Here is a 25,637-nt window from a genome sequence, read left to right on the forward strand (position 1 = left end):
TCTCTTGTTTGCTCTATATCACTTGGTTCTTTGGAGAAGGCAGTGATAACTACCTCGGATTTTAAGCGCAGGGTTAAAGACCCGGGTGACGTAGTGGCGGGAATTATTCTGCTTTGCTTTTCCATTGTGCTGGTCTTTTATCTAGTGCCGAACTACATCAATGAACCGGCCATCCTGCAAAACCCCATGATGTCGCCTCGTTGGCTGCCGGAAATTGTTGGCTGGTTGATACTGCTGTTTTCTATCCTGCTCATCCTGCAAGGCTTCTTGTTAGACAGAAGCAGTGAGGAGGACGAGCGAAATATTGAGAAGGGTTCGACACGGCGCTTTGTTTTGATGGTGGTCGCCCTGTTGATATATGTCGCTTTGTTTGAGTCCATGGGTGCGGTGTTTACCGGCATTCTCGCGACGCTGGTGCTTTTTGTGGCGCACCCCGTTCGCACTTGGTGGGTCTATAGCATGGCATTTGTGTTTCCTATCGCTGTGACATTCATATTTGTAGAAGTCATGAATGTGCCGCTTCCGATAGCGCCAATCGGTTTCTGATTGGCTACTTATTCTTCTGGGTGATCTATGGAAAATTTTTCGGAAGTCATAGAGATATTCTTTAGTTTAGATAACTTCCTGGCCATCGCTATTGGAGTCGTCATCGGTGTGGTCGTGGGGTCGATTCCCGGATTGACTGCTACGATGGCGGTGGCGCTGGCGCTGCCCTTCACCTTCTCTATGCAGCCGGTCGCCGCTATCTTGCTGCTTGTGGGTATCTATAAAGGCGGAATGTATGGCGGGTCAATTACGGCCATTTTAATCAGAACCCCCGGCTCACCTGCCTCTGCCTGTACCTTGTTGGACGGCTATCCCATGGCGCAACAGGGGCATGCGAAGAAGGCACTCAAGGCAGCGCTTTATTCCTCGGTGATTGCCGATTTTATTTCTAATATTGCCCTCATCTTTTTTGCCGCCTATTTAGCAAAAATCGCCCTGAACTTTGGCGCGCCAGAGTTTTTCTGGCTGATCTGTTTTTCGCTTACTATCATTATTTCTTTGGCCAGCGGCTCTATGATCAAGGGGTTGATGGCTGCGCTATTGGGTATTCTGCTTTCCCTGGTGGGGCTGGATGAAGTTTTCGGTTCTCAACGGTTTACCTTTGGCAACTACAACTTGATGGACAGCATCTCCTTTATCCCGCTGTTGATTGGTCTGTTTGCCATCCCTGAGATTATCGAGTTCTACCGCAAAAAAGCGCTTCCTCATATTAAGGCGAAGGCCAGCGGTGCAGGGCTTAGCTTTTCCGAACTGAAGCGCTGCCTGACCACCATTGTGCGGGGCAGTTTGATTGGCGTGATTATTGGGGCAATCCCAGGTACTGGCGCTACTGCGGCTGCCTTTATTTCCTATAGCGATGCACGCAGGCGTTCTCCCAACAGAGCTAACTTTGGTAAAGGCGAGGTAGAGGGTGTTGCTGCCGCCGAGGCTGGTAATAACGGTGTCGCCGGGGCGACGATGATTCCCTTGTTATCGCTGGGTATTCCAGGAGATGTCATCACGGCCATTATCCTTGGTGCCTTTATGGTTCATGGGCTTACGCCTGGACCCCTTATGTTCCAAGAGAATCTATCCCTGATCTATGCCCTGTTTATGGGCATTATGTTTAGCTCGGTGGTATTGCTGCTGGTGGGTAATGTGGCCATCAAGTATTTCTCTTTGATTGCTGATATCCCTAAATCAGTCCTCTTTCCCATCGTATTGATGTTCTGCGTTTATGGCGCTTACGCCGTTAATAACGACACCTTTGACATATGGGTGATGATGGCCTTTGGCGTCATGGGCTATATCTTCAATCGCGCCGCGATACCGGCTGCGCCCTTTTTGATCGGGTTTATCCTTGGGCCAATGTTCGAAGATAATCTGCGCCGCTCTTTATTGATCGGACATAACGATCTGTCGATCTTCGTGCGCGGCCCCATTACCTGGGCTTTCATTGCATTGACGGTGGGCTCCATTTCCCTGGCACTCTACCGCTTTATTTCCGCGCGCCGTGAAGCGCGCAATGCTGCCGCCAAATCACAAGAAGTTTGATGTTCTTCCGAGAAGTGCAATGGCGGGACCACTGACAGGGCTGCGGGTACTGGATTTAAGCCGTGTAATGGCTGGCCCCTGGTGTACGCAGATACTGGCCGATATGGGCGCCGAAGTGATTAAAATTGAGCACCCGCTGCTGGGTGACGATACGCGCCATTGGGTGCCTTTCTGGTTAAAAGATAAAGAGGGCAACGATGGTCAGTTCAAGCGTTTCTGTGAAGCAGTGGGGCGGCCCGAGCTAGCCGTTGATCCCCGTTTCAGCACCAACCCCGAGCGGGTCAAACATCGACTCGAGTTGATTCCGCTTATGGTGCAGATTACCCAGAGTCGTACCAGCCATGAATGGATAGAGATGCTGGGCGCCATTAGTGTGCCCTGCGGGCCGATCCAGAATATTGCCCAGGTCTTTGCTGACCCCCAGGTTCAAGCGCGAAACATGCAAATTGAGCTGGAAACCAACACTGGCGCAGTGCCTGGCGTGGCCAATCCGATCAAATACTCCAGAACTCCGCTGGAGTATCACAAACCACCACCGCGACTGGGTGAAGATACCGATAGCGTGTTGGAGCGCTTATTGCACAAAGGCGCTGGGGAAATTAGCGCCTTACGCCAAAAGGGCGTAGTGAAATAAGCTGTTGGTTTGCCTAGCCGACCGTTACACCGCCGCACACGAAAAGGGTCTGACCAGTGATAAAGCCGCTGCGTTCGTCGCAGAAGAAACTGACGGCTTGGGCCACGTCTTCAGGCTGACCCATGCGCTGTAGCGGGATATTATCGATGATGCGCCGAGCGCGTTCGGAATCGGGCGGGTTGTTCTGCCAGAAGGCGCTGGTGGCGATAGGCCCAGGGGCAACGCAGTTGACCGTGATGCCGTGTTCAGCCAGCTCCAGTGCCCATGTCCGCGCCATGGATTGCAGCGCGCCTTTAGTAGCGCTATAGATGGTGCGTGCCTCTTTGCCCAGCACCACACGGCTAGTATTCAGTACGATGCGGCCCATGCCATTTGCCTTCATAGCAGGTAGCAGCGCCTGGGTGCAGACCAATGCCGAACGTACGTTCAAATGCATTAACTTGTCGAAGTCCTCAAGCCGCGCTTCTTCGATCAGCGCAGGGGCAACAATGCCTACGTTATTGACCAACCGGGTCACCGTATAGTGCTCGGCGATTTCCGTCATTACCCGCTGGGTGGCGTCGGCATCGGCAAGATCGACCTGGCGCGCATCTGCTTGCAAAGATTTCGCTTCGGGCTCGACGATATCCACCACAATGACTTGATAGCCATCCTGCTGAAGACGTAAGGCAATAGCTTGGCCGATATTTCTTGCCCCGCCGGTCACGACGGCGCAGTGAAGTTGAGAAGTCGGTTGGCTCATTGTTGTTATCCTTGTTCGCGATAAAACTGTTTTTTTAAAACGCCATTAGCCCTGACAGGGTCATTAACCAGATGATCAGGCTAAGCGTGAAGAAGGAGGCCACTGTTGCCACCAGCATCGTGGCAGCACTTACACCGCCTAAGCCATAGCGCTGCCCCAGTAGTGGGTAAATACTAATCATCGGTGCGGCGGAGAAGAGCACGGCACCCACCATGTAGAGAGGATCAATGCCGGGGATAATGAAAAATGCGATTAAGATGACGAGCGGGTGAATGATCAGTTTACCGATCACAATTTGCCCAACGTCTTTGGCCATACCTTTTACCTGCAGGCCAAACAGCGCGCCGCCGATGACAAAGAGAGCCGCTGGACCAGCGGCATTGGCCAGCATATCAATGGCTTTAAACAGCGGAACAGGAATCTGTAACCCTGTGACGGCTAAGAAAATACCGATGAGTAAGCCCACAAGAACAGGGTTTTTGGCCAGGCTTAGGGCAGTCTGCTTAACGGTTTTCCATACGCTGACCCCTTGCTGAGAAGCCATTTCAGCCAAGATGAGTGCAGCGGGAATAATAATCAGCGTTTCAATGACCATGTTCAGCGCCAAAAGCACCGCAGCAGGCGAGCCAATCACCATAACGGCGACGGGGTAACCTACAAAGCCACTGTTGGCCGCTGCCATACCCAGCGCCTGCATAGCGCTGGCGTTGAGGGGTTGACGCTGATACTTCAGGGTGAGCAGCAGCCCCCCTCCAAATACCACTAATGAGCCCAATCCATAGGCCACCAAATAGTTGATTTGCAGTATTTCCTCTAAAGGGTGCTGGGTTAACGCTCTAATAACCAGCGCAGGAAGTGCGAAATACAGGACAAAAAGGCTAACACCTTGCATCTGTTCGCGTTGTATAAGCCTGCTCCACCTAGCGATATAACCCGTGCTGATCAACAGAAAAATAGGGGTAGTAATGGCAAGAATAGCGAGCATAAAGTCTCTGTCTTGTCGGTGATGGTAAAGTAAACATAGCCCGCATATCAGACCAATTTAGCATGGCGTTCGAATCACGAACAATTGTACGTTTGTTCAGTGTGGTACCGCCATTGCTTCCATTAACGAGGTTTATTTATGCCCGCTGCTTTTTTAAAGCATCCGTTTATGAGTCAGCACGCATTAGCTGAGTGTGACGATGAGGCTATGGTGCGTGCCATGCTGGCCTTTGAACTAGCGTTGGCAGAGGTTCAAGAAGCCAGTGGTGCCGTGCCTGCCGGGGTTAGCCAGCAAATGCGTGAGCAGCTTGAGCACGCCCACTTTCCTGTTGCTGAGATCGCCGAGGGCATCGCCAGCGGTGGCAATGTAGCGATTCCCTTCGTTAAACAGAGCCGTGCGCTACTTGCCGATGACCTCAAGCGCTACTGGCACCAAGGCGCGACCAGCCAGGATGTGGTCGACACAGCGCTGATGCTGCTGCTTAAACCGCGCTTAGTGGCGCTGAATGAATTACTGCTGCGCTGCCGTTCGGCGGCGACAGCCCTGATGGTTACTCATATCGACACGCCCATGGTAGGGCGCACCTTAATGCAACAGGCGCTGCCGATCACCTTTGGAGTAAAGGTGGCTCACTGGGCAATTGGCCTGGAGCAGGCGCGCCGCCGTTTAAGCGCTGTTGAGCTACCCGTTCAGTTTGGTGGCGCGGTGGGCGTGCACTCGGGTTGGGATAACCTCGGGCTTGAGTGGATGGACGCGCTAGCCGAGCGTTTAGGCTTGTCGGTGCCGGTGCTGCCCTGGCATACCGACCGCTACCCGATTCATGCCCTCGGCACGGCGTTAGATGCTGTTGCCGGAGCCGCTGAAAAAATCGCCCTGGATGTGTCGCTGCTCACTCAAACCGAGGTCGGCGAAGTCGCGGAACCTTCGGCACCCGGGATGGGGGAGTCGTCCTCCATGCCCCATAAGCGTAACCCTGTACGCAGCGCGCTGATTCGCGGCGCAGCGCGACAAGTGCATGGTCACACAAGCGTGTTGATCAACGCTGCCGCCCAACCCCTTGAACGTGGATTGGGCGAGTGGCACGCGGAGTGGGCGCCACTGATGGAAAGCGCTCTGCTGGTAGAGGGTGCGCTAGAGCAAGTGGCCGTGCTGCTGGAGGGGCTCGAGGTGTACCCCGACAATATGTGGCGCAATCTGTCGGCCACCGGCGGCGGCATTATGGCGGAGCCCGTCGCACGTTTACTGGCGCCTACGCTAGGCACGGACAGAGCCAAGGCTGTTAGCGCAGAAGCAGCAGAAACCTCACGCCGGGAAGCACGCGCTTATGCAGAAGTGCTCTTAACCCATCCTGACGTAAAAGAGATTATTGACCCCGAGGCACTGCGTAATGCCTGCGATCCCGCTTTATACCTTGGTAGCAGCGCTGCCCAGGTCATACGTGCCAGAAAATGGCTAGAAGCCCAATAAGCGTATTTAAAAACAAAGCGTTAAGTTCTTCTGTGACATGGGTGATGAATTCAGCCGGTCGTTAGGCGGGCGCCGTTGGGTTTGACCCAATGAATGTTCAGCAGTAGATTGTTCGTATAGAGGATCTATGTTCGCTCAACGAACAATATGCTGCAGTTCACTAACAAATACGCCAACGACCCGCTAAGAGGCACCCATCATGGCCGAGTTTCTCAGCTTGCATGACGCGGTAGCGCGCTACGTCCAAGACGGCGCCACCGTGGCCATGGAAGGCTTTACCCACCTGATTCCGTTTGCTGCCGGTCACGAAGTGATCCGTCAGAAAAAACGTGACCTGACGCTGATCCGCATGACCCCCGATATCATCTATGATCAGATGATTGGCGCGGGTTGTGCTAAAAAAGTGATCTTCTCATGGGGTGGTAACCCTGGTGTGGGATCGCTACACCGCCTGCGTGATGCGGTTGAGAAAGGCTGGCCGTGCAAGATCGAGATTCTTGAGCATAGCCATGCCGCCATGGCCTGCGCCTTTGAGGCAGGTGCGGCGGGATTACCGATGGCGGTATTTCGCGGCTACATCGGTAGCGAGCTACCCAGCGTCAACGACCAAATCAAATTCATCGAGTGCCCGTTTACCGGCGAGCGTCTGGCGGCTGTACCGTCGGTGCGTCCGGACGTCTCAATTATCCACGCCCAACGGGCGGATCGTCAGGGTAATGTGCTGGTAGAGGGTATCGTGGGTGTGCAGAAAGAGGCGGTACTGGCGGCCAAGCACAGTATCGTCACGGTGGAGGAGGTCGTCGATGACCTCAACGCCCACCCCAACGCCTGCGTGATTCCCAGCTGGGCCATCAGCGCCATTGCGGTGGCCGAGAAAGGCGCGCTGCCCTCCTACACCCACGGCTATTACGGCCGCAGCAACCGCTTCTATAAAGAGTGGGATGCCATCGCTCGGGATCGCGACACCTTTACCCAGTGGCTCGACGACAACGTTTTTAATGCTGCCCAAAATCATGCAGGGGAGAACAGCTGATGAGTCTCGAATATACCTCTTCTGAAATGATGTCGGTGACCGCCGCACGGGCTTTGGAAAACGGCATGACCTGTTTTGTGGGTATCGGGCTGCCCTCGGAAGCTGCCAACCTGGCACGGCTGACCCACGCCCCCGATGTAGTGCTGATTTACGAATCCGGCACGCTGCAGACCAAGCCTGATATTCTGCCGTTATCTATTGGCGATGGTGAGCTGTGCGAATCGGCGCTGACCACCGTGGCGGTGCCGGAGATGTTCCGCTATTGGCTCCAGGGCGGCAAAGTCGACGTGGGCTTTTTAGGTACCGCGCAAATCGACCGCTTTGCTAACCTTAACACTACGCTGATCGGTGATTACAAAGCGCCCAAGGTGCGTCTGCCGGGCGGCGGCGGTGCGCCGGAAATTGCCACTAACGCTGGTGAAGTCTTCATCACCCTGAAACACTCCAAGCGTGCCTTTGTGAAAGCTGTCGACTTTGTCACCACCCTTGGCTTTGGCCGCGACGGCAAAGGGCGCGATAACGTGCCCAATATCGGCAAGGGTCCTACTCGGGTCATCACTGACCTGTGCGTGATGAAGCCCGACCCGGACAGCAAAGAGCTGGTAGTGGTGTCACTGCACCCAGGTGTGAGTCGCGAAGACGTCATCGACGCAACCGGCTGGGAGATTCACTTTGCCGAACAGCTCGAAAGCACTCCAGAGCCCAGTGAAAACGAGCTGACGATTTTGCGTGAGCTCAAAGCGCGCACCGAACGGGCCCACGCGGACGCATAAAGGAGCTATTTATGAGCGATGTTGTTATGCAAGACGTCTTTCTATGTCATCCCCGCCGCACCGCTGTGGGACGTTTTGGCGGCACCCTGGCCAGCGTGCGCCCGGATGATTTTGCCGCGACGATTTTTAAAGCCGTATTGGCAGAAGCGCCGGATCTCGACCCAGCCGCCATTGAAGAAGTCTTCATGGGCTGTGCTAATCAGGCCGGGGAAGATAACCGTAACGTGGCGCGCATGTCGTCGCTGCTGGCGGGCATTCCCACTTCGGTACCCGGCACGACCATGAACCGCCTGTGCGGCTCGGGTATGGACGCGGTGGGTACCGCGTTTCGCGCCATTAAAGCGGGTGAAATGGAGCTGGCGTTGGCCGGCGGCGTGGAGTCCATGTCTCGCGCGCCCTACGTGATGGGCAAGGCCGATAGCGCCTTCGCCCGTAGTCAAAAACTCGAAGACACCACCATTGGCTGGCGCCTGATCAACCCGCTGATGAAGAAAGCGTTTGGGGTCGATTCCATGCCGGAGACCGCAGAGAACGTCGCCGAGCAGTTCAATATCTCTCGCGAAGACCAGGACGCCTTTGCCCTGCGCTCTCAGCAGAAGGCCGCTGCCGCCCAAAAGGCCGGGCGCTTTGCCCAGGAAATCACCGCCATCGAGATCCCGCGCCGCAAGCAGGCGCCGCTGATCTTTGACCAGGACGAGCATCTGCGGGAAACCACGCTGGAGAAGCTCGCAGGCCTACCGACGCCTTTTCGTGAAGGTGGCAGCGTCACGGCGGGTAACGCCTCCGGTGTCAACGACGGCGCGGCAGCCATGCTGGTGGCCAGCGAAGCGGCGGTCAAACAGCACGGTCTTAAGCCGATGGCGAAAATTATTGGTATGGCCACGGCAGGCGTCGAGCCGCGCATTATGGGCTACGGGCCGGTACCGGCAGTGCAGAAACTACTCAAGCGCACCGGTATCGCCATGGACGATATTGATGTGTTTGAGTTCAACGAGGCATTTGCCGCCCAAGCGTTAGCGTGTATGCGCGACCTCGGCCTGGCCGACGACGACCCACGCGTCAACCCGAACGGCGGCGCGATTGCGCTGGGGCACCCGCTGGGTATGTCCGGTGCCCGCCTGTTGCTGACCGCCGCCCATGAGTTGCAAAACAGCGGCAAGCGCTACGCACTGTGTACCATGTGTGTAGGTGTGGGGCAGGGTATCGCCACGCTGATTGAACGCGTTTAACGGAGACCATCATGGCATTTCATAGCATCAATGGCCGCAGCGTCGCTTACCGATTGCTCGGCTCGGAAGTGAATCCACTTATCGTGCTGGCGCATCCGCTGGGCATGAGCCAAGCGGTATGGGACGACGTGATCCCCGCGCTGCTGCCCCGCTACCGAGTGCTGACCTGGGATCTACCCGGCCACGGCGCAAGCCAAGCGGTCAGCGGTGAGCAGGTTACGCCCGCTGACCTGGCCACTGAAGCGTTGGCGCTGGCAGATATTGCTGGCGCTGAGCGCTTTCACTTCGCCGGCACCTCAATTGGTGGCGTGGTCGGCCAGCAGTTGATTGCGGCGCACCCTGACCGCCTGCTTACTGCGACGCTGACCAACACCGGCGCAGTGATTGGCAATCCGGACTTATGGAATACCCGTGCAGGCCGCGTGCGGCAGGAAGGCTTGGCGGCGATGTCTGAAGAGATCGTGCCCCGCTGGTTTGCCCCGGCGGCGTTTGAGGCAAGCCCCGCACTGAAAGCAGGCTGGTGCGTGCAAATGGGCCGTGGCGATGATGAGTCCTACGCTCAGCTGTGCGAAATGCTTGGCCGCGATACCTTTACCGGCAAACTGTCCGGTAAGAACACGAAGGTGCAGCTGTTCGGCGGCAGTGAAGATATGGCCACGCCGCCTGCAGCGTTGGAAGCCCTCGCTGCGGAGCTCGATGGCGCTCCGCTGGAGATTTTTGACGGCGTGGGCCATGTGCCTGCGGTAGAAGCCCCAGGGCTAATTGCGCAAAAGCTCCTCGCGGTGCTTGCCACTGATTTAGGCGATGTGGCGAACCACGGCGTGGCGTACGCCACTGGTCTTGAGACCCGCAAGCAGGTATTGGGAGAAGAGCATGTGGCGCGCTCGACCGCCAACGCCAATAGCCTGGATGCCCCCTTCCAGCAGATGATTACCCGGCTGGCCTGGGGTGAGCTGTGGAGCAACAACGACCTAACCCGGCGCGAGCGCAGCATGATCACCACCGGGATTCTCGCCGCCCTCGGCCGTGAAGAGTTAACGCTACATTTAAAAACCGCCAAGCGTATTGGCCTAACGGAAGCCGAGCTGCGCCAAGTGCTGATGCACGTGGCGATTTACGGTGGCGTTCCGGCCGCCAATCACGCCTTTGCCCTCGCTAAGGAGTCGGGCTGGGGTGAGTAGATTAGTGGATCCATGAACGGTTGTTTTTTTTAAGAACAATGCATTTGCAAAGTGAGTGAGCCATTGCTGATCGAAGTGCCAACACCTCGGCATAGCCAAAAGCAGTGTGATGGTGCTGTATCCCTCAACAAAGACAACAAGAGGGTTAAGTGATGAAACGCCCATCGCAAAAGAGCTACTCCTTGCTTGCAGCTTGGTTATATCCAGCTGCGTGCAGGCTGACACATGGCTTACCGCGCTCGCGTCAATTTAGCGTTGTCATTGTTTGCGCTAATCGGCGAAAGTAGGGCATCTTTTTTCGCTGATATAGAACGCCATGCTGAACGCTCGAATCAAACTACGTCACTTGATGGCGTTTCTCGAAGTGGCCAAGCGGCGCAGCTTTGCGCGTGCTGCCGAGGCGCTGGCGATTACTCAACCGGGCATTTCCAAGGCAATACGCGAGCTTGAGGAGATTCTTGAAGCGCCGCTTTTCGAACGCACGTCGCAAGGCGTGTCGCTTACCCAAGCGGGGTTGACGCTGCTCCGACATGCAGGCCCTGCCATACGGGCGCTGGATGAAGGCGTCAGCGCTATTGGCGATGCCCACCGGGGCGGACGTTGGCTGCGCGTCGGGGCGCTTTCCACTGTTGAGAGCCGCCTGCTGCCAGTGGCGATACAGCGCTGGCATACCGCCGCGCCGCCGGGCCAGGGCGATACCAGTGTATCCGTGGTGACCGGGGCCAGCGCCTATTTACTGTCGCGCCTGCGCCTGGGCGAGCTGGATATGGTGGTTGGGCGGATGACCGAGGCGCGAGAGATTGGCGACCTCTACTTTGAACACCTCTATTATGAGCCTTTGGTTATCGTCGCGCGAAAAGAGCACCCGCTTGCCCACGTCACGCCGGTCACGGCGGATCAACTGGTTGCCTATCCCTGGGCGCTACCGCCGCCGCAGACCACGCTACGACAGCAGGTGGACAGTTTCTGCGTGCGCCATGCCATTAAGCTGCCGCCGCGGCTGCTGGAAACTCTCTCGCTGCCCGTTAGCTATCGCTACACTCTGGAGAGTGATGCGCTCTGGATAGCCCCCCGGGAAGCGGTGGCCGAAGAATTGGAAAAAGGTCAGTTGGTGAAGGTCGCGCTGCCGTTTGAAGCCCATGGTGGTTCGGTGGGCATTTGTACGAATGCGAGCATGGAAACGTCGCTGCCCCGTGAAGCGTTTTGCGAAACCCTACGCCAGGTGGCAGCTGAGCGCATTCAACCAAGGTCGCAAAAGCCATAACCTATGAGTTATGGGCGAAGATGACTCTTCAATTGGCAAGGGCTGAGCCGCAGGTCACACTTTGCGAGTAAAAGCGTAAAGGGGCAATGCCCCTCTGCCCCTGTAGCCATAAAGAGCATTTTGCCATGCAAAATAATCATAACCGCTTTGTGACCCGTGACCGCAACTGGCACCCGCCTGCCTACGCGCCGGGCTACAAAACTTCGGTGGCACGCTCGCCGCAGCAAGCGCTAGTGAGCATGCAGCAGCCGACCGTATCTGAGTTGACTGGTCCCAATTTTAGTCATCTGCGCATGGGGCCGCATGACAACGACCTACTGATGAATTTCAGCCAAGGTCAGGGGTTGCCGCAAGGTGAACGGATCATCATGTTTGGCCGAGTTGTCGACCAGTTCAGTAAGCCAGTACCGCACACGCTGGTGGAAATGTGGCAGGCCAATGCCGGTGGTCGCTACCGCCACAAAAACGATAAGTATCTGGCACCGCTGGATCCTAACTTTGGCGGTGTAGGTCGCTGTTTGACCGATGACCAAGGCTTTTACCGTTTCCGTACCATCAAGCCTGGTCCTTACCCATGGCCCAACGACATGAATAGCTGGCGACCCGCGCATATCCACGTATCAGTCACCGGCCCTTCAATCTCTACTCGGTTGATTACCCAGATGTATTTTGAGGGCGATCCGCTGATTCCTCTCTGCCCGATTGTGCATACGCTGAAGGACCCTGACGCCGTTGAAACTATGATCGGACGGTTGGATATGGCCCACAGCAAGCCAATGGATTGCCTAGCCTATCGCTTTGACATTGTGGTGCGCGGCGAGCTGCAAACCTACTTTGAAAACCAATAAGGGCGAGGATACATCATGAAACAGCCTTCTATTCAGCCCAACAGCCAGCCGACCAGCGCGCTGATGCTGCGTGAAACTGCCTCGCAAACCGCTGGCCCCTACGTGCATATTGGTCTTGCACTCGCAGCGGCAGGCAACCCCGTCCGTGAGGAAGAGATCTGGAACGAGATGGCCAAACCCAATGCTGAGGGTGAGCATATCGAAGTGGTCGGTACCGTCATCGACGGCAACGGTGATCTGGTGCGCGATACGTTTGTCGAGGCGTGGCAAGCTGATGCCAACGGCCACTATCAAGCCGATTACGACCTCAGCAAGCCGTTCAACAGCTTTGGGCGTACCGCCACCACCTTTGATCATGGTAGCGAGTGGTCGTTAACCACCATCAAGCCCGGCGCGGTGGAGCACCCTAGCGGGCAGTTAATGGCACCGCATATTAACCTGACGCTGTTTGCCCGTGGAGTGAACATCCACCTGCAAACGCGGCTCTATTTTGATGATGAGGCTGAAGCGAATGCGCAGTGCCCGGTGCTATCACGTATCGAGTCTCCGGCGCGTCGGCAAACCTTGATCGCCAAGCGGGAAGAAGCTGATGGCAAAGTGCGTTATCGCTTGGATATCCGCCTGCAAGGCGAAGGCGAGACGGTATTTTTTGATTTCTAGCCCCTCGTCTGCAAAGTTTGTAAATAAAACTGAAAAGCGTTGCTTATCCGTAAGCAGCGCTTTTTTTGTTTGGGTTCGACCTTGGTCGGGCATTGATCTTGTAAAAATCCAACTTTTACCCGTCATTGTACCTTTTGGAGACGGCGTGAAAGCAGCAACACTGGTGATGCGAGGCAGGAAGCTGAAAAGACCGGGCGACATAGCCTGAACATAGACGAATGTCGATTAGCCCTACGCCTCATAGTGAATTAATGTGAATGCTTAAAGCGAACTAGTATTCGCTATACGAACTTACAATAATCCAAGAAAGTCCTGGAGGTTCCTATGAAAATGTCCCTATCCCGTTGTGTGTTGGCGGCAGCGATTGCTGGCCTTGCCGTTAGCTCTGCCCAGGCAGAAACTACGCTGCGTATGGCCCACTTTTGGCCTGGCCCTTCAGGCGTTAATGAGGATGTTTTGCAGGCATGGGCCGATACGATCGCCGAAGAATCCAATGGCGATCTAACCATTCAAATGTTTCCCGCCGGTACCCTAGCCAAACCGGATTCCATTTATGAAGCCGCTGCCAACGGTATAGCCGATATTGGCGCCACCGCCCAGGGCTATACTGCCGGTCGCTTCCCCCTCTCACAGATCGTTGAACTACCTGGGGTAGCGAGTACGGCAACGCAAGGTGCTTGCGTACTGCAAACGCTCTATGATGACGGCCATTTGGACAGCGAATACGCAGACACCCGCCCGCTGTTTATGTTTACCACGGGCCCCGGTGGCATCCACACCATCGACACCGATGTGCAAACGCCTGCCGACCTGGAAGGGCTGCGTATACGCCGCCCCACCGCTGTGGCGGGTGAGATGCTGGAAAATATGGGTGCAAGCCCGGTGGGTATGCCAGCGCCAGACATCTATACCTCCATGCAGCGCGGCGTGATTGATGGCTTGAGCTTTCCTTGGGAAGGTTTAAAAGGCTTCCGCATTAACGAGTTGGTGAGCTACCACACCGAAGTACCGTTTTACACTTTGATCTTTGTCGCCACCATGAATCAGCGTTCGTACGATAATTTGACGCCCGAACAGCAGGCGGTGATCGATAATAACTCAGGCATGAAATGGGCTGAAAACGCCGGTGCGGTGTTTGATCGCCTAGATGTGGAAGGTAAACAAGAGGCGGCCGACGCTGGCCATACCATTCGTGAAATCGCCAATCCGCTAGAGCATCCTGACTGGCAGGAACCGCTAGAAACAGGCATTGAGAACTACCTAACGCAGTTGGAAGAGCGCGGTCTGGATCAGGCTCGAGATGTATATCAAGCAGCACTGGCAGCCAGTGAGTCTTGTGGTACCCAATAGGGGTAAGGTTTTATGAAGTCTACTCTCTACAGGGCCAGCCACTGGCTGGCCCTCATTTGTCGCTTGGTGGCCGGGGTCGCTTTGATTGGCCTGCTGGCGGTTACCATTGCTGATGTCAGCACACGCTATCTTTCCCGGGTAACGGAGGGCGCAATTGCTCTGCGCGTGTCAGGAAGCGTGGAGTTGGTTAGCTATTTGATGCTGTTCGCGCTACTGGCGGCGATGGCGGCGAATGTCGAAAAAAGCCAAGTGGTGGTAGAGGCGTTCTCTCACGGCTTGCCGCAAGCGATAAAAAATCGCTTGCAAGGGTTCTTTTTCCTCGGTTTTATGGCGCTGGGGCTCATTCTATTTGTGGGCTTGCTGGATTCGGCCGCAGCGGCCAGTCGGCACGGCGAAATAACCCAAGACCTGCGCCTGCCGATGGGCCCCATTTTCCAGTTGGCAGCGGTGCTCAGCTTGCTGCTCGGGCTGCGTAGTTTTATTCATGCGTTGCTGGGCATGATTTATGCCGCAGGTGAGGAGGCAGCTCATGGGGAGTGAAGCGATTGGTGCCATTGGGTTAGGGCTTTTATTGGTATTGATGATTCTGCGCGTGCCGGTTGCTCTCACGATGCTGATCGTGGGGGTGGTGGGCTTTGCCCAGATCATTAGCTGGGACGCAGCTGTCGCTCAGTTAAAAACCGTCCCGGTAGAGGTACTTTCCAACTACAGCTTCAGCGCCGTGCCCATGTTTATCTTAATGGGTGTGCTGGCTGCTCATTCGGGGATGGCCGGGAAGCTGTTTGATTCAACCCGGATTATTTGCGGTGGCTGGAAGGGCGGCCTGGCGATTGCGGCCGTGGGCTCTTGCGGTATCTTCTCCGCTATCTCCGGCTCTTCGTTAGCCACGGCGAGCACCATGACCCGGGTGGCGCTGCCGGAGATGGAGCGCTATGGCTATAACCGTGGCTTAGCGACCGGCGCGCTGGCTGCAGGCGGCACGCTGGGTATTATGATACCGCCCAGTATCGCGCTGCTTATCTATGCCATTCTTACCGAACAGTCCGTTGGCGATATGTTCATGGCGGGGCTGATTCCCGGTCTGCTGGGGCTGGTGATGTATTCACTGACCATTACGGTAGTCATGTATCTGCGTCCTTCCCTTGCCGTGGCGGGTGAACCCACTGCTTGGAAAGAGAAGCTGCTCTCGCTGACCGGCTTAGTGCCCTTCTTTGGCGTTTTCCTGGTGATGATTTTAGGTATCTATTTTGGTGCCTTTACACCGACAGAGGGCGCTAGCGTCGGGGCGTTCGCCACGCTGCTTTACGCCCTAGTGAAAGGCATGCGCGGTGCACAGCTATGGCACAGCGTACAAGAGACGTTGGCGCTGTCTGCGGTGGTGTTCTTTATGCTGGTGGGGGCTGAGACGCTGGGTTACTTCATCTCGGTGTCGCGCATTTCGTTCTCTATCACTGACCTGCTCTACGGCATGGATCTAACCCCTATCGTCGTGGTGCTGTGCATTCTGGCGCTCTACTTTGTGCTGGGTATGTTTATGGACTCCATCGCCATGCTGGTAATCACCGTACCGGTGGTTTATCCGATTATTCAGGCAATGGGTATCGACCCGGTATGGTTCGGTATTTTGACCGTACTGACCGTTGAGCTGGGACTGATGACCCCGCCGGTGGGGATGAACGTGTTCGTGATTAAAGCGATGGCACCGCACGTGGGGCTGGGGGAGATATTTAAAGGGGTGGCGCCTTTTGTCGTCTCCGACCTGATACGGCTGGCGTTATTAATTGCTTTCCCCATTTTAAGCACGCTGTTTCTACTCTAGCGGCAAGTACGCTTGCCACTATTCAAGCCAGCGCGATCACAACCACAACTACAGGAGCTTATGCCATGTTCACCACTCAGCTAATATTAGCGGGCCAATCTACCCCTGCCGAGCATACAGCCACCTTTACCCGTGCGAATCCGTTAAGCGGTGAAGTGGTGACCACTGCTGCGGCAGCAAGTGTCGGTGACGCTAACGCGGCCGCTGACGCCGCAGGCCAGGCGTTTGAGGCATGGTCACAAACGGGTCCAGGCGAACGGCGCGCCAAGCTGCTGAAAGCCGCCGAACTAATGGAGCAGCGCCAAGCGGATTTCATTGATCGGATGGTAGAAGAGACTGGCGCTACCCTTGGCTGGGCAGGTTTTAACGTTAAAGTGGCGGCTGATGTGCTGCGTGAGGCGGCGGCGTTAACCACCCAGATCCAGGGCGATATCATCCCCTCTAACGTGCCTGACAGCATGGCCATGGGCGTGCGCATCCCGTGTGGCGTCGTCGTGGGTGTTGCGCCCTGGAATGCGCCGATTATTCTGGGTACGCGAGCCATTGCTACGCCCTTAGCGTGTGGTAATAGCGTGATCTTGAAGGCTTCTGAGCAGTGCCCAGCGACACACCATTTAATTGGTGAAGTGCTGCAAGCAGCGGGGTTGGGCGAGGGCATCGTCAACGTGATTACCAACGCGCCTGAAGATGCCGCTGACGTGGTAAGCGCGTTAATTGCCCATCCTGCTGTGCGGCGGATTAACTTCACTGGCTCCACGGGCGTTGGAAAAATCATTGCCGAGCAAGCGGCCAAGTATTTAAAGCCCGTGCTGCTTGAGCTGGGTGGCAAGGCACCGTTTTTGGTATTGGATGATGCAGACATTGATGCCGCTGTAGATGCGGCGATTTTTGGCGCGTTTTTTAACCAAGGCCAGATCTGCATGTCCACCGAGCGGGTTATTGTTGATAACCAAGTGGCGGATACTTTTGTGGAGAAGTTTGCCGCGCGGGCTCAGGCGCTAAAAGCAGGCGACCCACGTGATGAAAGCAACGCGCTCGGCACGTTAATCAACGCGCAGTCAGGTGAAAAACTAAATAGCCTCATCGATGACGCAGTCACTCAAGGCGCCCACTTAGCCGCTGGTGGCAAAGCCGAGGGCGTGGTCATGCAGGCCACGGTCATCGATGGTGTGACCAGTGCTATGCGGCTATATAGCGAAGAGTCGTTTGGCCCGGTCGTCGCAGTGATCCGTGTTGATGGTGAAGAAGAGGCAGTGCGCATCGCCAACGATAGCGAGTACGGCCTCTCATCGGCGGTGTTCAGCCGCGATAGCGCACGCGCCATGAAAGTGGCAGGGCGCTTACAAACGGGTATCTGCCATATCAATGCGCCCACGGTACACGATGAACCGCAAATGCCCTTTGGCGGAGTGAAATCCAGCGGCTACGGACGCTTTGGCGGTAAGGCAGGCATCGAAGAGTTCACAGAGTTACGCTGGATGACGATGCAGCTAGGGCCAAGGCATTATCCTATTTAGTGATCTCGTTAACCGCCACCGTTTGACGCAGCCGAAATTCACGCGGCGAAAGTGCTGTATTACGCTTAAAAAAGCGCGTGAAGTAAGCCGGTTCAGAGAAGCCTAAGCTGTCGGAGACCTGACCAATGGTCATATTGGTATAGGTGAGCTGGCGCTTGGCTTCTAGCAGCAGACGTTCATGCAGCAACTGCAGGGCACTGCGACCCGCGAGTTGGCGGCAGAGCAGGTTTAAGTGTGCGCTACTCACCCCTATCTGCACGGCTAACTGTTCAATACTCGGCTGCTCGCGATAGTGCGCTTCGACCAGCGCTTGATAGTGCTCTATATGCTGCCGCCCCTTGTCACTTTGGCGGGGGCCATAACGTTTTGCTGTATGCCCAGCGGCATTAAGACGCGATAGCTCTACCACCAAGGCTTGGATAAGCGCTTCGAGCAGGCTGTTGCGTCCGGGGGCGGGTTGGCGGTACTCCTGGTCGATCTGAGCCACCAGCGTGGCAATTCGTTCAGCCTGATTTGCCTGGGGTAGAGAGTAGAAGTCGGCTTTTTTTAGCGTACTGCTCTCACCCATTAGTGCATGTAAGTGGTCGGCCAGCGGCTTGGCCAGAGTAATAATGTGTCCTTCCACATCCGGTGAAAAGAGAAAGCCGTGAATAGCCATTGCGGGCACAACGATAGCGCTAGCGCTTTGCAGCCGGTGGCTTGTTCCCTCCAGCTCTAACTCAACGCTACCGTGAGAAATAAACAGAATATGCACGAGGTCGGCATGGCGGTGCGGCCGGATACGCCAGTCGTGCAGACGACTGCGCTCGGGGATGGACTCACAGTGGAGCAAGTCGGGCGTGGGCCAGTGCTGCGTCTCGCCATAGAGCTTAAATACCGGAACGGAGGTTGCCGACGAGGCTGTCATCATCTATATCTCCTCTACGACTAAGGTTGGGTAATAAAACGCTAAATGTCCAATAATTGATCTAGATCATGCCTTATTATGCGGCGTGTTTCATTGAAAAATACAAGTCATAAGTTTTAGATAATGACAATGATGAGGCATCCCTATGAAGACACAGGTCGCGATTATTGGCGCAGGGCCTTCAGGCCTATTGCTGGGACAGCTGCTGCATCGTCAAGGCATTGATAATGTGATTGTTGAGCGGCGTAGCGGTGAGTATGTATTAAGCCGTATCCGCGCCGGTGTCCTTGAGCAGGGCATGGTGAACTTACTTCGCGAAGCGGGTGTTGACCAGCGCATGGATAAAGAAGGCCTACCCCATGACGGTTTTGAGCTTGTGTTCGACAACCGCCGCGTGCGGGTCGCACTGGATGAACTGACCGGCGGCAGCAAAGTGATGGTATACGGCCAAACCGAAGTGACGCGGGATCTGATGGAGGCCCGCGCCGCCGCTGGCGCGACAACGCTTTATGAAGCAGAAAACGTTCAGCCCCACGACCTGGATAGTGACAGCCCCTATCTCACCTTTGAACACAATGGTGAAACGGTCAGGCTCGACTGCGACTACATCGCTGGGTGTGATGGCTATCATGGCGTCTCCCGCCAGGCGATTCCTCAAGACCGCATCAAAGAGTTTGAAAAGGTGTATCCGTTTGGCTGGCTGGGCATGCTCTCGGATACCCCGCCGGTCTCCAATGAGCTGATTTATGCACGCCATGAGCGTGGCTTTAGCCTGTGCAGCATGCGCTCAGCTACCCGCAGCCGTTACTACCTTCAAGTGCCGTTAGATGAAAAAGTAGAAGATTGGTCTGATGAGCGCTTTTGGGAAGAGCTCAAGCGCCGTTTGCCTGAAGAAGTCGCTGCAAAGCTTGTGACTGGGCCTTCTATTGAGAAGAGCATCGCGCCGCTGCGTAGTTATGTGGTCGAACCCATGCAGCACGGGCGATTGTTCCTGGTCGGCGATGCGGCGCATATCGTACCGCCCACCGGCGCTAAAGGTCTGAACCTAGCGGCCAGCGATGTGAATACGCTTTATCGTTTAATGGTGAAGGTCTATGAAGAAGGCCGAACGGATTTGATCGAGCGCTACTCGCAAACGTGCTTGAAGCGCATCTGGAAGGCGGAGCGTTTCTCCTGGTGGATGACCTCGATGCTGCATAATTTCTCTGATGAGGAAGATTTCAACAGCCGCATGCAATTGGCCGAGCTGGACTACGTCACTAGCTCCAAAGCAGGCATGACCACCATCGCCGAAAATTATGTCGGTTTGCCCTATGAGTCGCTTGAGTAGCCGTTAATACTTAACGTTTTACTCTCATTCTGTTCTCATTGCCCAAGTGATCGCTTGGGCTTTTTTGCTTAAATACCATGAAACTTCGTGAAGTTGTTGACAGTGCTATCTTTCGTTTAAGCGCACGGGCACACGGCTTAAATGATTATTATCGTTAGCGATCTTTTGCAGTAGAGAAAGCAGCATCTGTTGCTCCTCGGCGTTAAGCGGCGCCAGGATATCACTTTGAACCTCTTCAACAGCAGGCTCTACGGCTTCTCGTAACGCCTCTCCTTCCTTGGTTAGCTTCACCACCATCGAACGACGATCTTCAGGGTTACGGTGCCGGGTAATGAGTCCGCGCTCCTCTAATTTTCGAACCACGACCGCGATGGTATTGCGATCTAAAGCCGTGTAGCCACCTAAGGTGATTTGGTCACTGGCTCCCATCTCTTCAAGCGCAGAAAGGATAATATATTGCAGTTGGGTAAGGTTAAACGCCTCGCACTTGCGCAGAAAAATAGCCACACTAATTTGGTGGCAGCGCCTTAAAAGATTGCCAGGTAAGTCAAAAGCTTCAGATAGCGGTGATCGGGTCATGTGGAGTCTTATAAAGGGTAAAATACGCTGTGACCATAGCAGAAGTTTCTGTAATAGGCACTTGATAGGAGCACTGACCGGCATGATGCTAGCCAGTGCCTCAAGTCGATAAATAGTAAGCAGGAGGTAGTGGCTAGGCTTAACGGAAAACGTTAACGAGCCAGGGATTAAAGATGACCGCCAAGATAACGAGGCAGGCCGCGAGGATGAACGGAAAGATCCACTTTGTAATGCGAGGCAAGCTAACGTTGCTGATAGCGGAGGCAACATAGAGCCCTGCGCCCACCGGGGGCGTTAATAGTCCCAGGCTTAGTGTCATACAGGTGACGATGCCAAAGTGGACGGGATCAATCCCATAACTTTGCTGCGCCACTGGGAGCAATATGGGCACTAGGATGATCAGCGCGGCGATGCCGTCAAGCACCATCCCCACTAATATCAGCATCACGAATACCAGCAGCATAAATACCAACGGGCTTTCGGTGGTGCCTTGCATTAGCCCGGCTACCTGCTGAGGTATCTGGTTATACACCAGTACCCAGCCAAAGGCTTTTGCAGCGACAATCAGAAATAGCACAATGGCGGTATTGCGTGCTGTTCGGCTTAAAACGCCAGGTAATTGCTTCCACCTAAGCTCTCGAAAGAAGAGGGCGCCTATCACCACCGCCATTAGCGTCGCAGCCGCCGCAGACTCAGTCGGCGTCACTATGCCAAATGCGATACCGCCCACAATGACGATGGGAATGCTAAGTGTGAGCAGTGCGCCACGAGTCGCACGCCATAGCGGTGTGCGTTCCTGATCAACGCTTCCTTTCTTACGCGCACGGCGCGCCATGATTGTGATCAAGCCGCTGATCAGTATAAACAGCAGTAGCCCAGGAAGAATGCCCCCCATGAACATGGCACCAATCGACACTTGAGCAATGACGCCATAGATAATAAACACCATTGACGGCGGAATAATCGGCCCCAGCAGGCCAGCACCTGCCGTCAACGCCGCGGCGAACCCCTTGTCGTAACCATCACGCTCCAATTCGGGAGTCATTACTCGGCTCATAATAGCGATCTGTGCCGTCGCTGAACCCATAATAGAGGCAAGCATCAAGTTCGAGGTGAGGGATACATAGGCAATGCTGTGAGGAATCCACGCAAACCAGGCACGTGTGGCGGTGATAATGCGACGTGTAATACCACCCTCATTCATGATTTCGCCCAACAGGATAAATAAGGGAATCGCCAGCAGATCAAATACCTCTAGCGAGCCAAAAATAACCTGGGGTAGGTTTTCAAATAGACGGTAGTTACCGGAAGTGATCACGAAGGTAAGTGTTGAAGCCAAGAGGACAAAGGCAATTGGCATTCCAAGTAGCATTAACACAATAAAAGCCGCAAGCGTCATAGGGTTACTCCTCGTCGTTGGCTAGGACGAAACTCGCTCGCGAGCGATCAAAAAGCCTAGCGACGAGGTGAAAAATCGATGTGACGCAGAAAAGCGGCACGATGAGATAGAAGTGCCACTTGGGCCAATCGAGCGTAATAGCGATATCGTAGTGGATCGAAGGTGACCGCAGCCAAGCGATGGCGTACCACAGGACAGTAACCATTATCGCCAGGCAGATCAGCTCGGTAAGCCAATAGCAAACGCGCTGAGCCGCTTTAGGCAGTATCGCAATCAGCATGGTCAAACGTACGTGCTGGTCGTTATGTATGGCGATAGAGATGGCGAGAAACGCCATCCAAATCAGAATATAGACGGCTAGCTCATTGGCAAAAAAAAGTGGGCTGTTGAGTACGTATCGTGCGAAAACATTAGCAATAAGCAACGCGCTAAAAGCTATTATCAGTACGTTGCAGAGCAGCTGTTCAACCCTGGCTAGCTGTCGGCTCGCCTTGGTTAGCCAGGTGTCTTGGGGAAAATGCATCTTGGGTACGCCTCTTTGGTTCGGGGCGCAGAAGCGCCCCGACGCGTTTTATTCAGCGTTAAGGAGTTCGGTGGACTGTTGCTGGAATGCTTGGATAAGCGGATGGTCACCAAAGCGCTCAGCGAACGCTTGGTTCGCCGTGCTGAAAGCGTCTTCAGCGCTTTCTAGCGTATACACATTAATACGGTCTTCGAGCATGGTGAGATTACGCTCTTCTGCCTCTATTTGTGCCTCGATCCCCCAAGCCAGCGCATCCTCCATGGCGGCGTCTATCAATTGGCGCTCTTCATCAGAGAGCGAGGCGCGCGTGGCCTGGCTCATTACCGACACGGCAGGGAAGGCCATGTGATTGGTCAGCGTGAGGTGTTCGGCCACTTCGTAAAAGCCTGACCCCACTAAAGCATCAAGATCGATATCCACGCCATCTAGCATACTGTTCTGTAGACCTTGATAAACATCCGGCAAACTGATCGGCATTGGTCGAGCGTCGACCGCTCGCCACCAAGCGTTCATCGCTGAAAAGGGGATAATGCGCATATTTTTGCCAGCAACATCCGCTGCACTTTCTATCTGAGCGTCACGCATCAAAATATGGCGCATGCCAGCAAATGTGTAGCCAAAGGCGTGAAGACCTTTGTCTTCTAAATTCTTAAGCATCTGCTGGGCTGCATCGGTATTGGCCACCTCCGCAGCTTGGGCCACGCTATTAAATAGAAACGGTGTAAACCAACCGACTACCGATGGTTCGCGTTGGCTAGTTAAGGCGGCCGTCATAATACCCATGTCGAGTAAGCCTGTTTCCATTTGCGAAAACATCGCCGACTCATCACCCATTTGGCCAGAAGGAAATAACGCTATGGCCATTTCACCGTCGCTGCGCTCGGCAACCTCATCGGCAAATCGTTCAGCGGTTTGTGTCCAGATGTGCTGTGGGGGAGTGATCAAGCCTAAGCGGAGTTCCTTGGCCAAGATTGGCGTGCTAACGGCGAGCAGAGAAACCGAGAGCAGCGTTATGCTCAGGGTAGGGCGGCGCGAAGCGTGTGAGGCGATTGTCATTGTTGACTCTCTTGTCAGTTGTCGCTGGGGGAGTGCACTGGCCTGACCATGTGTTGACCAAATCGAGAAGGTCGAGGCATGCGGATGATTGATTTTTAATATGCGTCATTATTGTGATGATCACAATAATGATCAATTACCCGAAAGTCGATACCGAGACAGAGCCACGGGGTCATCTGAGTCTGCGCCACAGGACGCATGGCCTTGGAGGAAAGTCTAATTGCCCCTTTTTTTATTAATCACAATACTGATTAATATTGGTGGTGATCAATTGTCACTTCAGATACGAACCAAATTCATGATGAAAATTAAACAACGAATACCCGAAACAAACGGGATGGAGCGAGCAGATGCAGTACTTTCTCGACGGTTACCGCAGTGGCGACCCGCGAATTCACCCGCTGGCCGAAGGGCGCAGCGCCGAACAGGGTCCGCTTCCAGAGGAGGTGGATGTCCTGATCGTAGGTACCGGCCCAGCCGGGCTGCTGCTGGCAGCCCAGTTATCGACAACTCCCGAGATTGTCACCCGCGTCGTGGAGAAGGCTGAGGGGCCGCTGGAGGTGGGGCGTGCCGATGGTATCGCTTGTCGTACGGTCGAGATGTTTGAGGCCTTCGGTCTGGCCGGAAGGTTGACCACAGAGGCCTACTGGATAAACGAGACTCACTTCTGGGGCCCTGATGCCGATGACAAGGCCCGGATCACCCGTCTTGGTCGTGTGCAGGACGTTCGCGACGGACTGTCCGAGTTCCCGCACGTGATCGTTAACCAGGCCAGGCTGCTCGACTTCCTGCTGGAGTACATGGAGAACTCTCCCAGCCGCCTGCAGGTCGACTACAGCCACGAGACGGTCAAAGTGGAGGTGCCTGAGGCCGCCGACGAGCGAGTCACCGTGACCGTCAACACGCCAGACGGCGAGGTCACCGTCCGGGCGAAGCATGTGGTCGGCTGCGACGGCGCCCACAGCGTGGTGCGCGACTCGATCGGCCGGGTGCCCCAGGGCCACGGCGAGGACAAGGCGTGGGGGGTGATGGACTTGCTGGCGGTGACCGACTTCCCCGATATCCGCTTCAAGTGCACCATCCAGTCCGCCGACGCAGGCAACATCCTGCTGATCCCCCGCGAGGGCGGCTACATGGTCCGACTCTACGTCGACATGGGCAATATTGCCCCTGACGCTTGGCTGACCAAGGAAGATGTGCTCGAGAAGGCGCAGGCGGTGCTGGCGCCCTACACCTTCGAGGTGAAGGAGACCGCTTGGTTCTCCGTCTACCGCGTCGGGCACCGGGTCACTGACAAGTTCGACGATGTCGACGATGATCAGATGGAGAGTCGAACGCCTCGGGTCTTCATCGCCGGTGATGCCTGTCACACCCATACCGCCAAGGCCGGTCAGGGCATGAACGTGTCGATGCAGGACACCTTCAACCTGGGCTGGAAGCTTATCTCGGTGCTGCAGGGGCGCAGCCCGGCCAGCCTACTACACACCTACAATGCCGAGCGTCACGTCATTGCCGAGAATCTAATCGAGATGGATACCCGCTGGTCAAAGGCGATCGGAGCTGCGCAAGACTCCGACGACCCGCAGGCCGCCATGAAAGGCCTGGCTGAGGTACAGCGCCAGTTCGTCACTAACAGTGAGTTCACCGCCGGGTTTGCCACCCACTACGCACCGGACCTGCTCACTGGCGACGATACTCACCTGCACTTGGCCACCGGCTTCCCGCCCGGGCGGCGGTTCCATTCGGCCGAGGTGATCCGGCTCGGCGATGCTAGACAGGCCCATCTCGGGCATGTCCATCGCGCCGATGGCCGCTGGCGGGTCTATGCCTTCGCCGACATGGTCGACCCGAGAAGCCCGGGATCGCGATTTAACGCGCTGATGGATTTCCTCGCCAGCGAGGCGTCGCCGATCCGTCGATTCACCCCACAAGGGGTCGATCCTGATGCGGTCTTCGATATTCACGGCATCATCCAGCAATCGCATCTTGAGGTGGACTGGGCCGATATGCACGATGTTCTTAAACCACATAAGGGCGCCCTCGGCCTTCAGGACTACCAGAAAGCCCATGCCCCGGTGCTGGGTACCGACCAGGATATCTTCGATCTGCGTGGTATTGATCGTGGCGCCGGTGCGTTGGTGGTGGTGCGCCCGGATCAATACGTTTCGCTTGTGCTCCCGCTCGATGGCTTTGATGAACTTACCGAGTTTTTCACGCGCTTCATGATAGAGGCCACTTGAGCGCTGTTTAATACTTAACCTA

General features: G+C 55.4%; 24 protein-coding genes. 17 read left to right on the forward strand and 7 right to left on the reverse strand.

From position 1 onward, the window contains the following. Positions 1–42 precede the first annotated feature (42 nt). Genes HZS80_RS01530 through HZS80_RS01540 form a run of 3 tightly spaced genes read left to right on the forward strand, consistent with a single transcriptional unit; the run spans position 43 to position 2,713 of the window. Positions 43–546 carry a tripartite tricarboxylate transporter TctB family protein gene (locus HZS80_RS01530; protein WP_281662224.1) on the forward strand — a complete coding sequence of 168 codons (504 nt, stop codon included), beginning with the start codon at positions 43–45 and terminating at the stop codon, positions 544–546. Between the two features lie 27 nt (positions 547–573). Next, positions 574–2,079: a tripartite tricarboxylate transporter permease gene (locus tag HZS80_RS01535; protein WP_035556127.1), complete on the forward strand. Its 1,506-nt coding sequence runs from the start codon at positions 574–576 to the stop codon at positions 2,077–2,079. Positions 2,080–2,098: 19 nt separating this feature from the next. After that, on the forward strand, positions 2,099–2,713 hold the full coding sequence (locus HZS80_RS01540) for a CoA transferase (RefSeq protein ID WP_179914936.1): 615 nt from the start codon (positions 2,099–2,101) through the stop codon (positions 2,711–2,713). A 13-nt stretch (positions 2,714–2,726) separates the two neighbouring features. Here HZS80_RS01540 and HZS80_RS01545 read toward each other — a convergent pair whose 3' ends face one another. Together HZS80_RS01545 and HZS80_RS01550 are read right to left on the reverse strand one after the other, a co-directional pair. Continuing rightward, a complete protein-coding gene (locus HZS80_RS01545) occupies positions 2,727–3,455 on the reverse strand; it encodes an SDR family NAD(P)-dependent oxidoreductase (RefSeq protein WP_179914937.1) in 729 nt (242 codons plus the stop codon). A 34-nt stretch (positions 3,456–3,489) separates the two neighbouring features. Further along, on the reverse strand, positions 3,490–4,440 hold the full coding sequence (locus HZS80_RS01550) for an AEC family transporter (protein ID WP_179914938.1): 951 nt from the start codon (positions 4,438–4,440) through the stop codon (positions 3,490–3,492). 168 nt (positions 4,441–4,608) lie between these two features. On the opposite strand from HZS80_RS01550, the gene HZS80_RS01555 reads away from it, so the two are divergent. The 12 genes from HZS80_RS01555 to HZS80_RS01610 all read left to right on the forward strand — a co-directional run bounded on the left by HZS80_RS01555 (position 4,609) and on the right by HZS80_RS01610 (position 17,581). After that, positions 4,609–5,907, forward strand: a complete 1,299-nt coding sequence (locus HZS80_RS01555; protein WP_340162603.1) for a class-II fumarase/aspartase family protein — start codon at positions 4,609–4,611, stop codon at positions 5,905–5,907. Between the two features lie 199 nt (positions 5,908–6,106). Next, on the forward strand, positions 6,107–6,940 hold the full coding sequence (locus HZS80_RS01560) for a CoA transferase subunit A (protein WP_179914940.1): 834 nt from the start codon (positions 6,107–6,109) through the stop codon (positions 6,938–6,940). Continuing rightward, complete coding sequence (locus HZS80_RS01565; RefSeq protein WP_179914941.1) at positions 6,940–7,713, forward strand: CoA-transferase subunit beta; 774 nt, start codon at positions 6,940–6,942, stop codon at positions 7,711–7,713. Before HZS80_RS01560 ends, HZS80_RS01565 begins: the two co-directional genes overlap by 1 nt. Positions 7,714–7,739: 26 nt before the next feature. Next, positions 7,740–8,942, forward strand: coding sequence for a 3-oxoadipyl-CoA thiolase (gene pcaF, locus HZS80_RS01570; protein WP_179915073.1), 1,203 nt, complete (start codon positions 7,740–7,742; stop codon positions 8,940–8,942). An 11-nt stretch (positions 8,943–8,953) separates the two neighbouring features. Then, positions 8,954–10,123: an alpha/beta fold hydrolase gene (locus HZS80_RS01575; RefSeq protein ID WP_179914942.1), complete on the forward strand. Its 1,170-nt coding sequence runs from the start codon at positions 8,954–8,956 to the stop codon at positions 10,121–10,123. A gap of 316 nt (positions 10,124–10,439) precedes the next feature. Next, positions 10,440–11,387 carry a pca operon transcription factor PcaQ gene (gene pcaQ, locus HZS80_RS01580; RefSeq protein ID WP_022521161.1) on the forward strand — a complete coding sequence of 316 codons (948 nt, stop codon included), beginning with the start codon at positions 10,440–10,442 and terminating at the stop codon, positions 11,385–11,387. 125 nt (positions 11,388–11,512) lie between these two features. After that, positions 11,513–12,235 carry a protocatechuate 3,4-dioxygenase subunit beta gene (gene pcaH / locus HZS80_RS01585; RefSeq protein ID WP_035556096.1) on the forward strand — a complete coding sequence of 241 codons (723 nt, stop codon included), beginning with the start codon at positions 11,513–11,515 and terminating at the stop codon, positions 12,233–12,235. A gap of 15 nt (positions 12,236–12,250) precedes the next feature. Further along, complete coding sequence (gene pcaG / locus HZS80_RS01590) at positions 12,251–12,895, forward strand: protocatechuate 3,4-dioxygenase subunit alpha (protein WP_179914943.1); 645 nt, start codon at positions 12,251–12,253, stop codon at positions 12,893–12,895. A 324-nt stretch (positions 12,896–13,219) separates the two neighbouring features. Further along, a complete protein-coding gene (locus HZS80_RS01595) occupies positions 13,220–14,245 on the forward strand; it encodes a TRAP transporter substrate-binding protein (protein WP_179914944.1) in 1,026 nt (341 codons plus the stop codon). A gap of 12 nt (positions 14,246–14,257) precedes the next feature. Further along, positions 14,258–14,785 (forward strand): TRAP transporter small permease, encoded by a 528-nt coding sequence (locus HZS80_RS01600; RefSeq protein WP_179914945.1) that lies wholly within the window; start codon positions 14,258–14,260, stop codon positions 14,783–14,785. After that, a complete protein-coding gene (locus tag HZS80_RS01605) occupies positions 14,775–16,064 on the forward strand; it encodes a TRAP transporter large permease (RefSeq protein ID WP_039857754.1) in 1,290 nt (429 codons plus the stop codon). Before HZS80_RS01600 ends, HZS80_RS01605 begins: the two co-directional genes overlap by 11 nt. 65 nt (positions 16,065–16,129) lie before the next feature. After that, positions 16,130–17,581 (forward strand): aldehyde dehydrogenase, encoded by a 1,452-nt coding sequence (locus HZS80_RS01610; RefSeq protein ID WP_179914946.1) that lies wholly within the window; start codon positions 16,130–16,132, stop codon positions 17,579–17,581. On the opposite strand, the gene HZS80_RS01615 is transcribed toward HZS80_RS01610, so the two are convergent. Continuing rightward, positions 17,574–18,491: a helix-turn-helix domain-containing protein gene (locus HZS80_RS01615; RefSeq protein WP_340162604.1), complete on the reverse strand. Its 918-nt coding sequence runs from the start codon at positions 18,489–18,491 to the stop codon at positions 17,574–17,576. The two genes, HZS80_RS01610 and HZS80_RS01615, sit on opposite strands and share 8 nt — an antisense overlap. Before the next feature lie 142 nt (positions 18,492–18,633). Here HZS80_RS01615 and pobA point away from each other — a divergent pair, with 142 nt between their 5' ends. Beyond that, a complete protein-coding gene (pobA, locus tag HZS80_RS01620; protein WP_179914947.1) occupies positions 18,634–19,818 on the forward strand; it encodes a 4-hydroxybenzoate 3-monooxygenase in 1,185 nt (394 codons plus the stop codon). 105 nt (positions 19,819–19,923) lie between these two features. On the opposite strand, the gene HZS80_RS01625 is transcribed toward pobA, so the two are convergent. The 4 genes from HZS80_RS01625 to HZS80_RS01640 form a co-directional block, all read right to left on the reverse strand. Beyond that, a complete protein-coding gene (locus HZS80_RS01625; RefSeq protein ID WP_246361647.1) occupies positions 19,924–20,397 on the reverse strand; it encodes a MarR family winged helix-turn-helix transcriptional regulator in 474 nt (157 codons plus the stop codon). A 139-nt stretch (positions 20,398–20,536) separates the two neighbouring features. Further along, the gene (locus HZS80_RS01630) at positions 20,537–21,796 is read right to left on the reverse strand and encodes a TRAP transporter large permease (protein ID WP_179914949.1); all 1,260 of its coding nucleotides are present in this window, start codon (positions 21,794–21,796) and stop codon (positions 20,537–20,539) included. A 4-nt stretch (positions 21,797–21,800) separates the two neighbouring features. Further along, complete coding sequence (locus HZS80_RS01635; RefSeq protein ID WP_035581674.1) at positions 21,801–22,319, reverse strand: TRAP transporter small permease; 519 nt, start codon at positions 22,317–22,319, stop codon at positions 21,801–21,803. Between the two features lie 48 nt (positions 22,320–22,367). After that, entirely contained in the window at positions 22,368–23,375 is a 1,008-nt protein-coding gene (locus HZS80_RS01640) for a TRAP transporter substrate-binding protein (RefSeq protein WP_179914950.1), read from the reverse strand. 350 nt (positions 23,376–23,725) lie between these two features. On the opposite strand from HZS80_RS01640, the gene HZS80_RS01645 reads away from it, so the two are divergent. After that, positions 23,726–25,615 carry an FAD-dependent monooxygenase gene (locus HZS80_RS01645; RefSeq protein WP_179914951.1) on the forward strand — a complete coding sequence of 630 codons (1,890 nt, stop codon included), beginning with the start codon at positions 23,726–23,728 and terminating at the stop codon, positions 25,613–25,615. Positions 25,616–25,637: the final 22 nt, after the last annotated feature.

Source organism: Vreelandella glaciei (assembly GCF_013415125.1).
GTDB classification, from domain to species: domain Bacteria; phylum Pseudomonadota; class Gammaproteobacteria; order Pseudomonadales; family Halomonadaceae; genus Vreelandella; species Vreelandella glaciei.

Excerpts from the sequence above, each read along its gene's own strand:
- HZS80_RS01535 (WP_035556127.1), top strand. The coding sequence starts at position 574 with ATGGAAAATTTTTCGGAAGTCATAGAGATATTCTTTAGTTTAGATAAC.
- HZS80_RS01540 (WP_179914936.1), top strand. The coding sequence starts at position 2,099 with ATGGCGGGACCACTGACAGGGCTGCGGGTACTGGATTTAAGCCGTGTA.
- HZS80_RS01545 (WP_179914937.1), bottom strand. The coding sequence starts at position 3,455 with ATGAGCCAACCGACTTCTCAACTTCACTGCGCCGTCGTGACCGGCGGG.
- HZS80_RS01550 (WP_179914938.1), bottom strand. The coding sequence starts at position 4,440 with ATGCTCGCTATTCTTGCCATTACTACCCCTATTTTTCTGTTGATCAGC.
- HZS80_RS01555 (WP_340162603.1), top strand. The coding sequence starts at position 4,609 with ATGAGTCAGCACGCATTAGCTGAGTGTGACGATGAGGCTATGGTGCGT.
- HZS80_RS01560 (WP_179914940.1), top strand. The coding sequence starts at position 6,107 with ATGGCCGAGTTTCTCAGCTTGCATGACGCGGTAGCGCGCTACGTCCAA.
- HZS80_RS01565 (WP_179914941.1), top strand. The coding sequence starts at position 6,940 with ATGAGTCTCGAATATACCTCTTCTGAAATGATGTCGGTGACCGCCGCA.
- pcaF (WP_179915073.1), top strand. The coding sequence starts at position 7,740 with ATGCAAGACGTCTTTCTATGTCATCCCCGCCGCACCGCTGTGGGACGT.
- HZS80_RS01575 (WP_179914942.1), top strand. The coding sequence starts at position 8,954 with ATGGCATTTCATAGCATCAATGGCCGCAGCGTCGCTTACCGATTGCTC.
- pcaQ (WP_022521161.1), top strand. The coding sequence starts at position 10,440 with ATGCTGAACGCTCGAATCAAACTACGTCACTTGATGGCGTTTCTCGAA.
- pcaH (WP_035556096.1), top strand. The coding sequence starts at position 11,513 with ATGCAAAATAATCATAACCGCTTTGTGACCCGTGACCGCAACTGGCAC.
- pcaG (WP_179914943.1), top strand. The coding sequence starts at position 12,251 with ATGAAACAGCCTTCTATTCAGCCCAACAGCCAGCCGACCAGCGCGCTG.
- HZS80_RS01595 (WP_179914944.1), top strand. The coding sequence starts at position 13,220 with ATGAAAATGTCCCTATCCCGTTGTGTGTTGGCGGCAGCGATTGCTGGC.
- HZS80_RS01600 (WP_179914945.1), top strand. The coding sequence starts at position 14,258 with ATGAAGTCTACTCTCTACAGGGCCAGCCACTGGCTGGCCCTCATTTGT.
- HZS80_RS01605 (WP_039857754.1), top strand. The coding sequence starts at position 14,775 with ATGGGGAGTGAAGCGATTGGTGCCATTGGGTTAGGGCTTTTATTGGTA.
- HZS80_RS01610 (WP_179914946.1), top strand. The coding sequence starts at position 16,130 with ATGTTCACCACTCAGCTAATATTAGCGGGCCAATCTACCCCTGCCGAG.
- HZS80_RS01615 (WP_340162604.1), bottom strand. The coding sequence starts at position 18,491 with ATGATGACAGCCTCGTCGGCAACCTCCGTTCCGGTATTTAAGCTCTAT.
- pobA (WP_179914947.1), top strand. The coding sequence starts at position 18,634 with ATGAAGACACAGGTCGCGATTATTGGCGCAGGGCCTTCAGGCCTATTG.
- HZS80_RS01625 (WP_246361647.1), bottom strand. The coding sequence starts at position 20,397 with ATGACCCGATCACCGCTATCTGAAGCTTTTGACTTACCTGGCAATCTT.
- HZS80_RS01630 (WP_179914949.1), bottom strand. The coding sequence starts at position 21,796 with ATGACGCTTGCGGCTTTTATTGTGTTAATGCTACTTGGAATGCCAATT.
- HZS80_RS01635 (WP_035581674.1), bottom strand. The coding sequence starts at position 22,319 with ATGCATTTTCCCCAAGACACCTGGCTAACCAAGGCGAGCCGACAGCTA.
- HZS80_RS01640 (WP_179914950.1), bottom strand. The coding sequence starts at position 23,375 with ATGACAATCGCCTCACACGCTTCGCGCCGCCCTACCCTGAGCATAACG.
- HZS80_RS01645 (WP_179914951.1), top strand. The coding sequence starts at position 23,726 with ATGCAGTACTTTCTCGACGGTTACCGCAGTGGCGACCCGCGAATTCAC.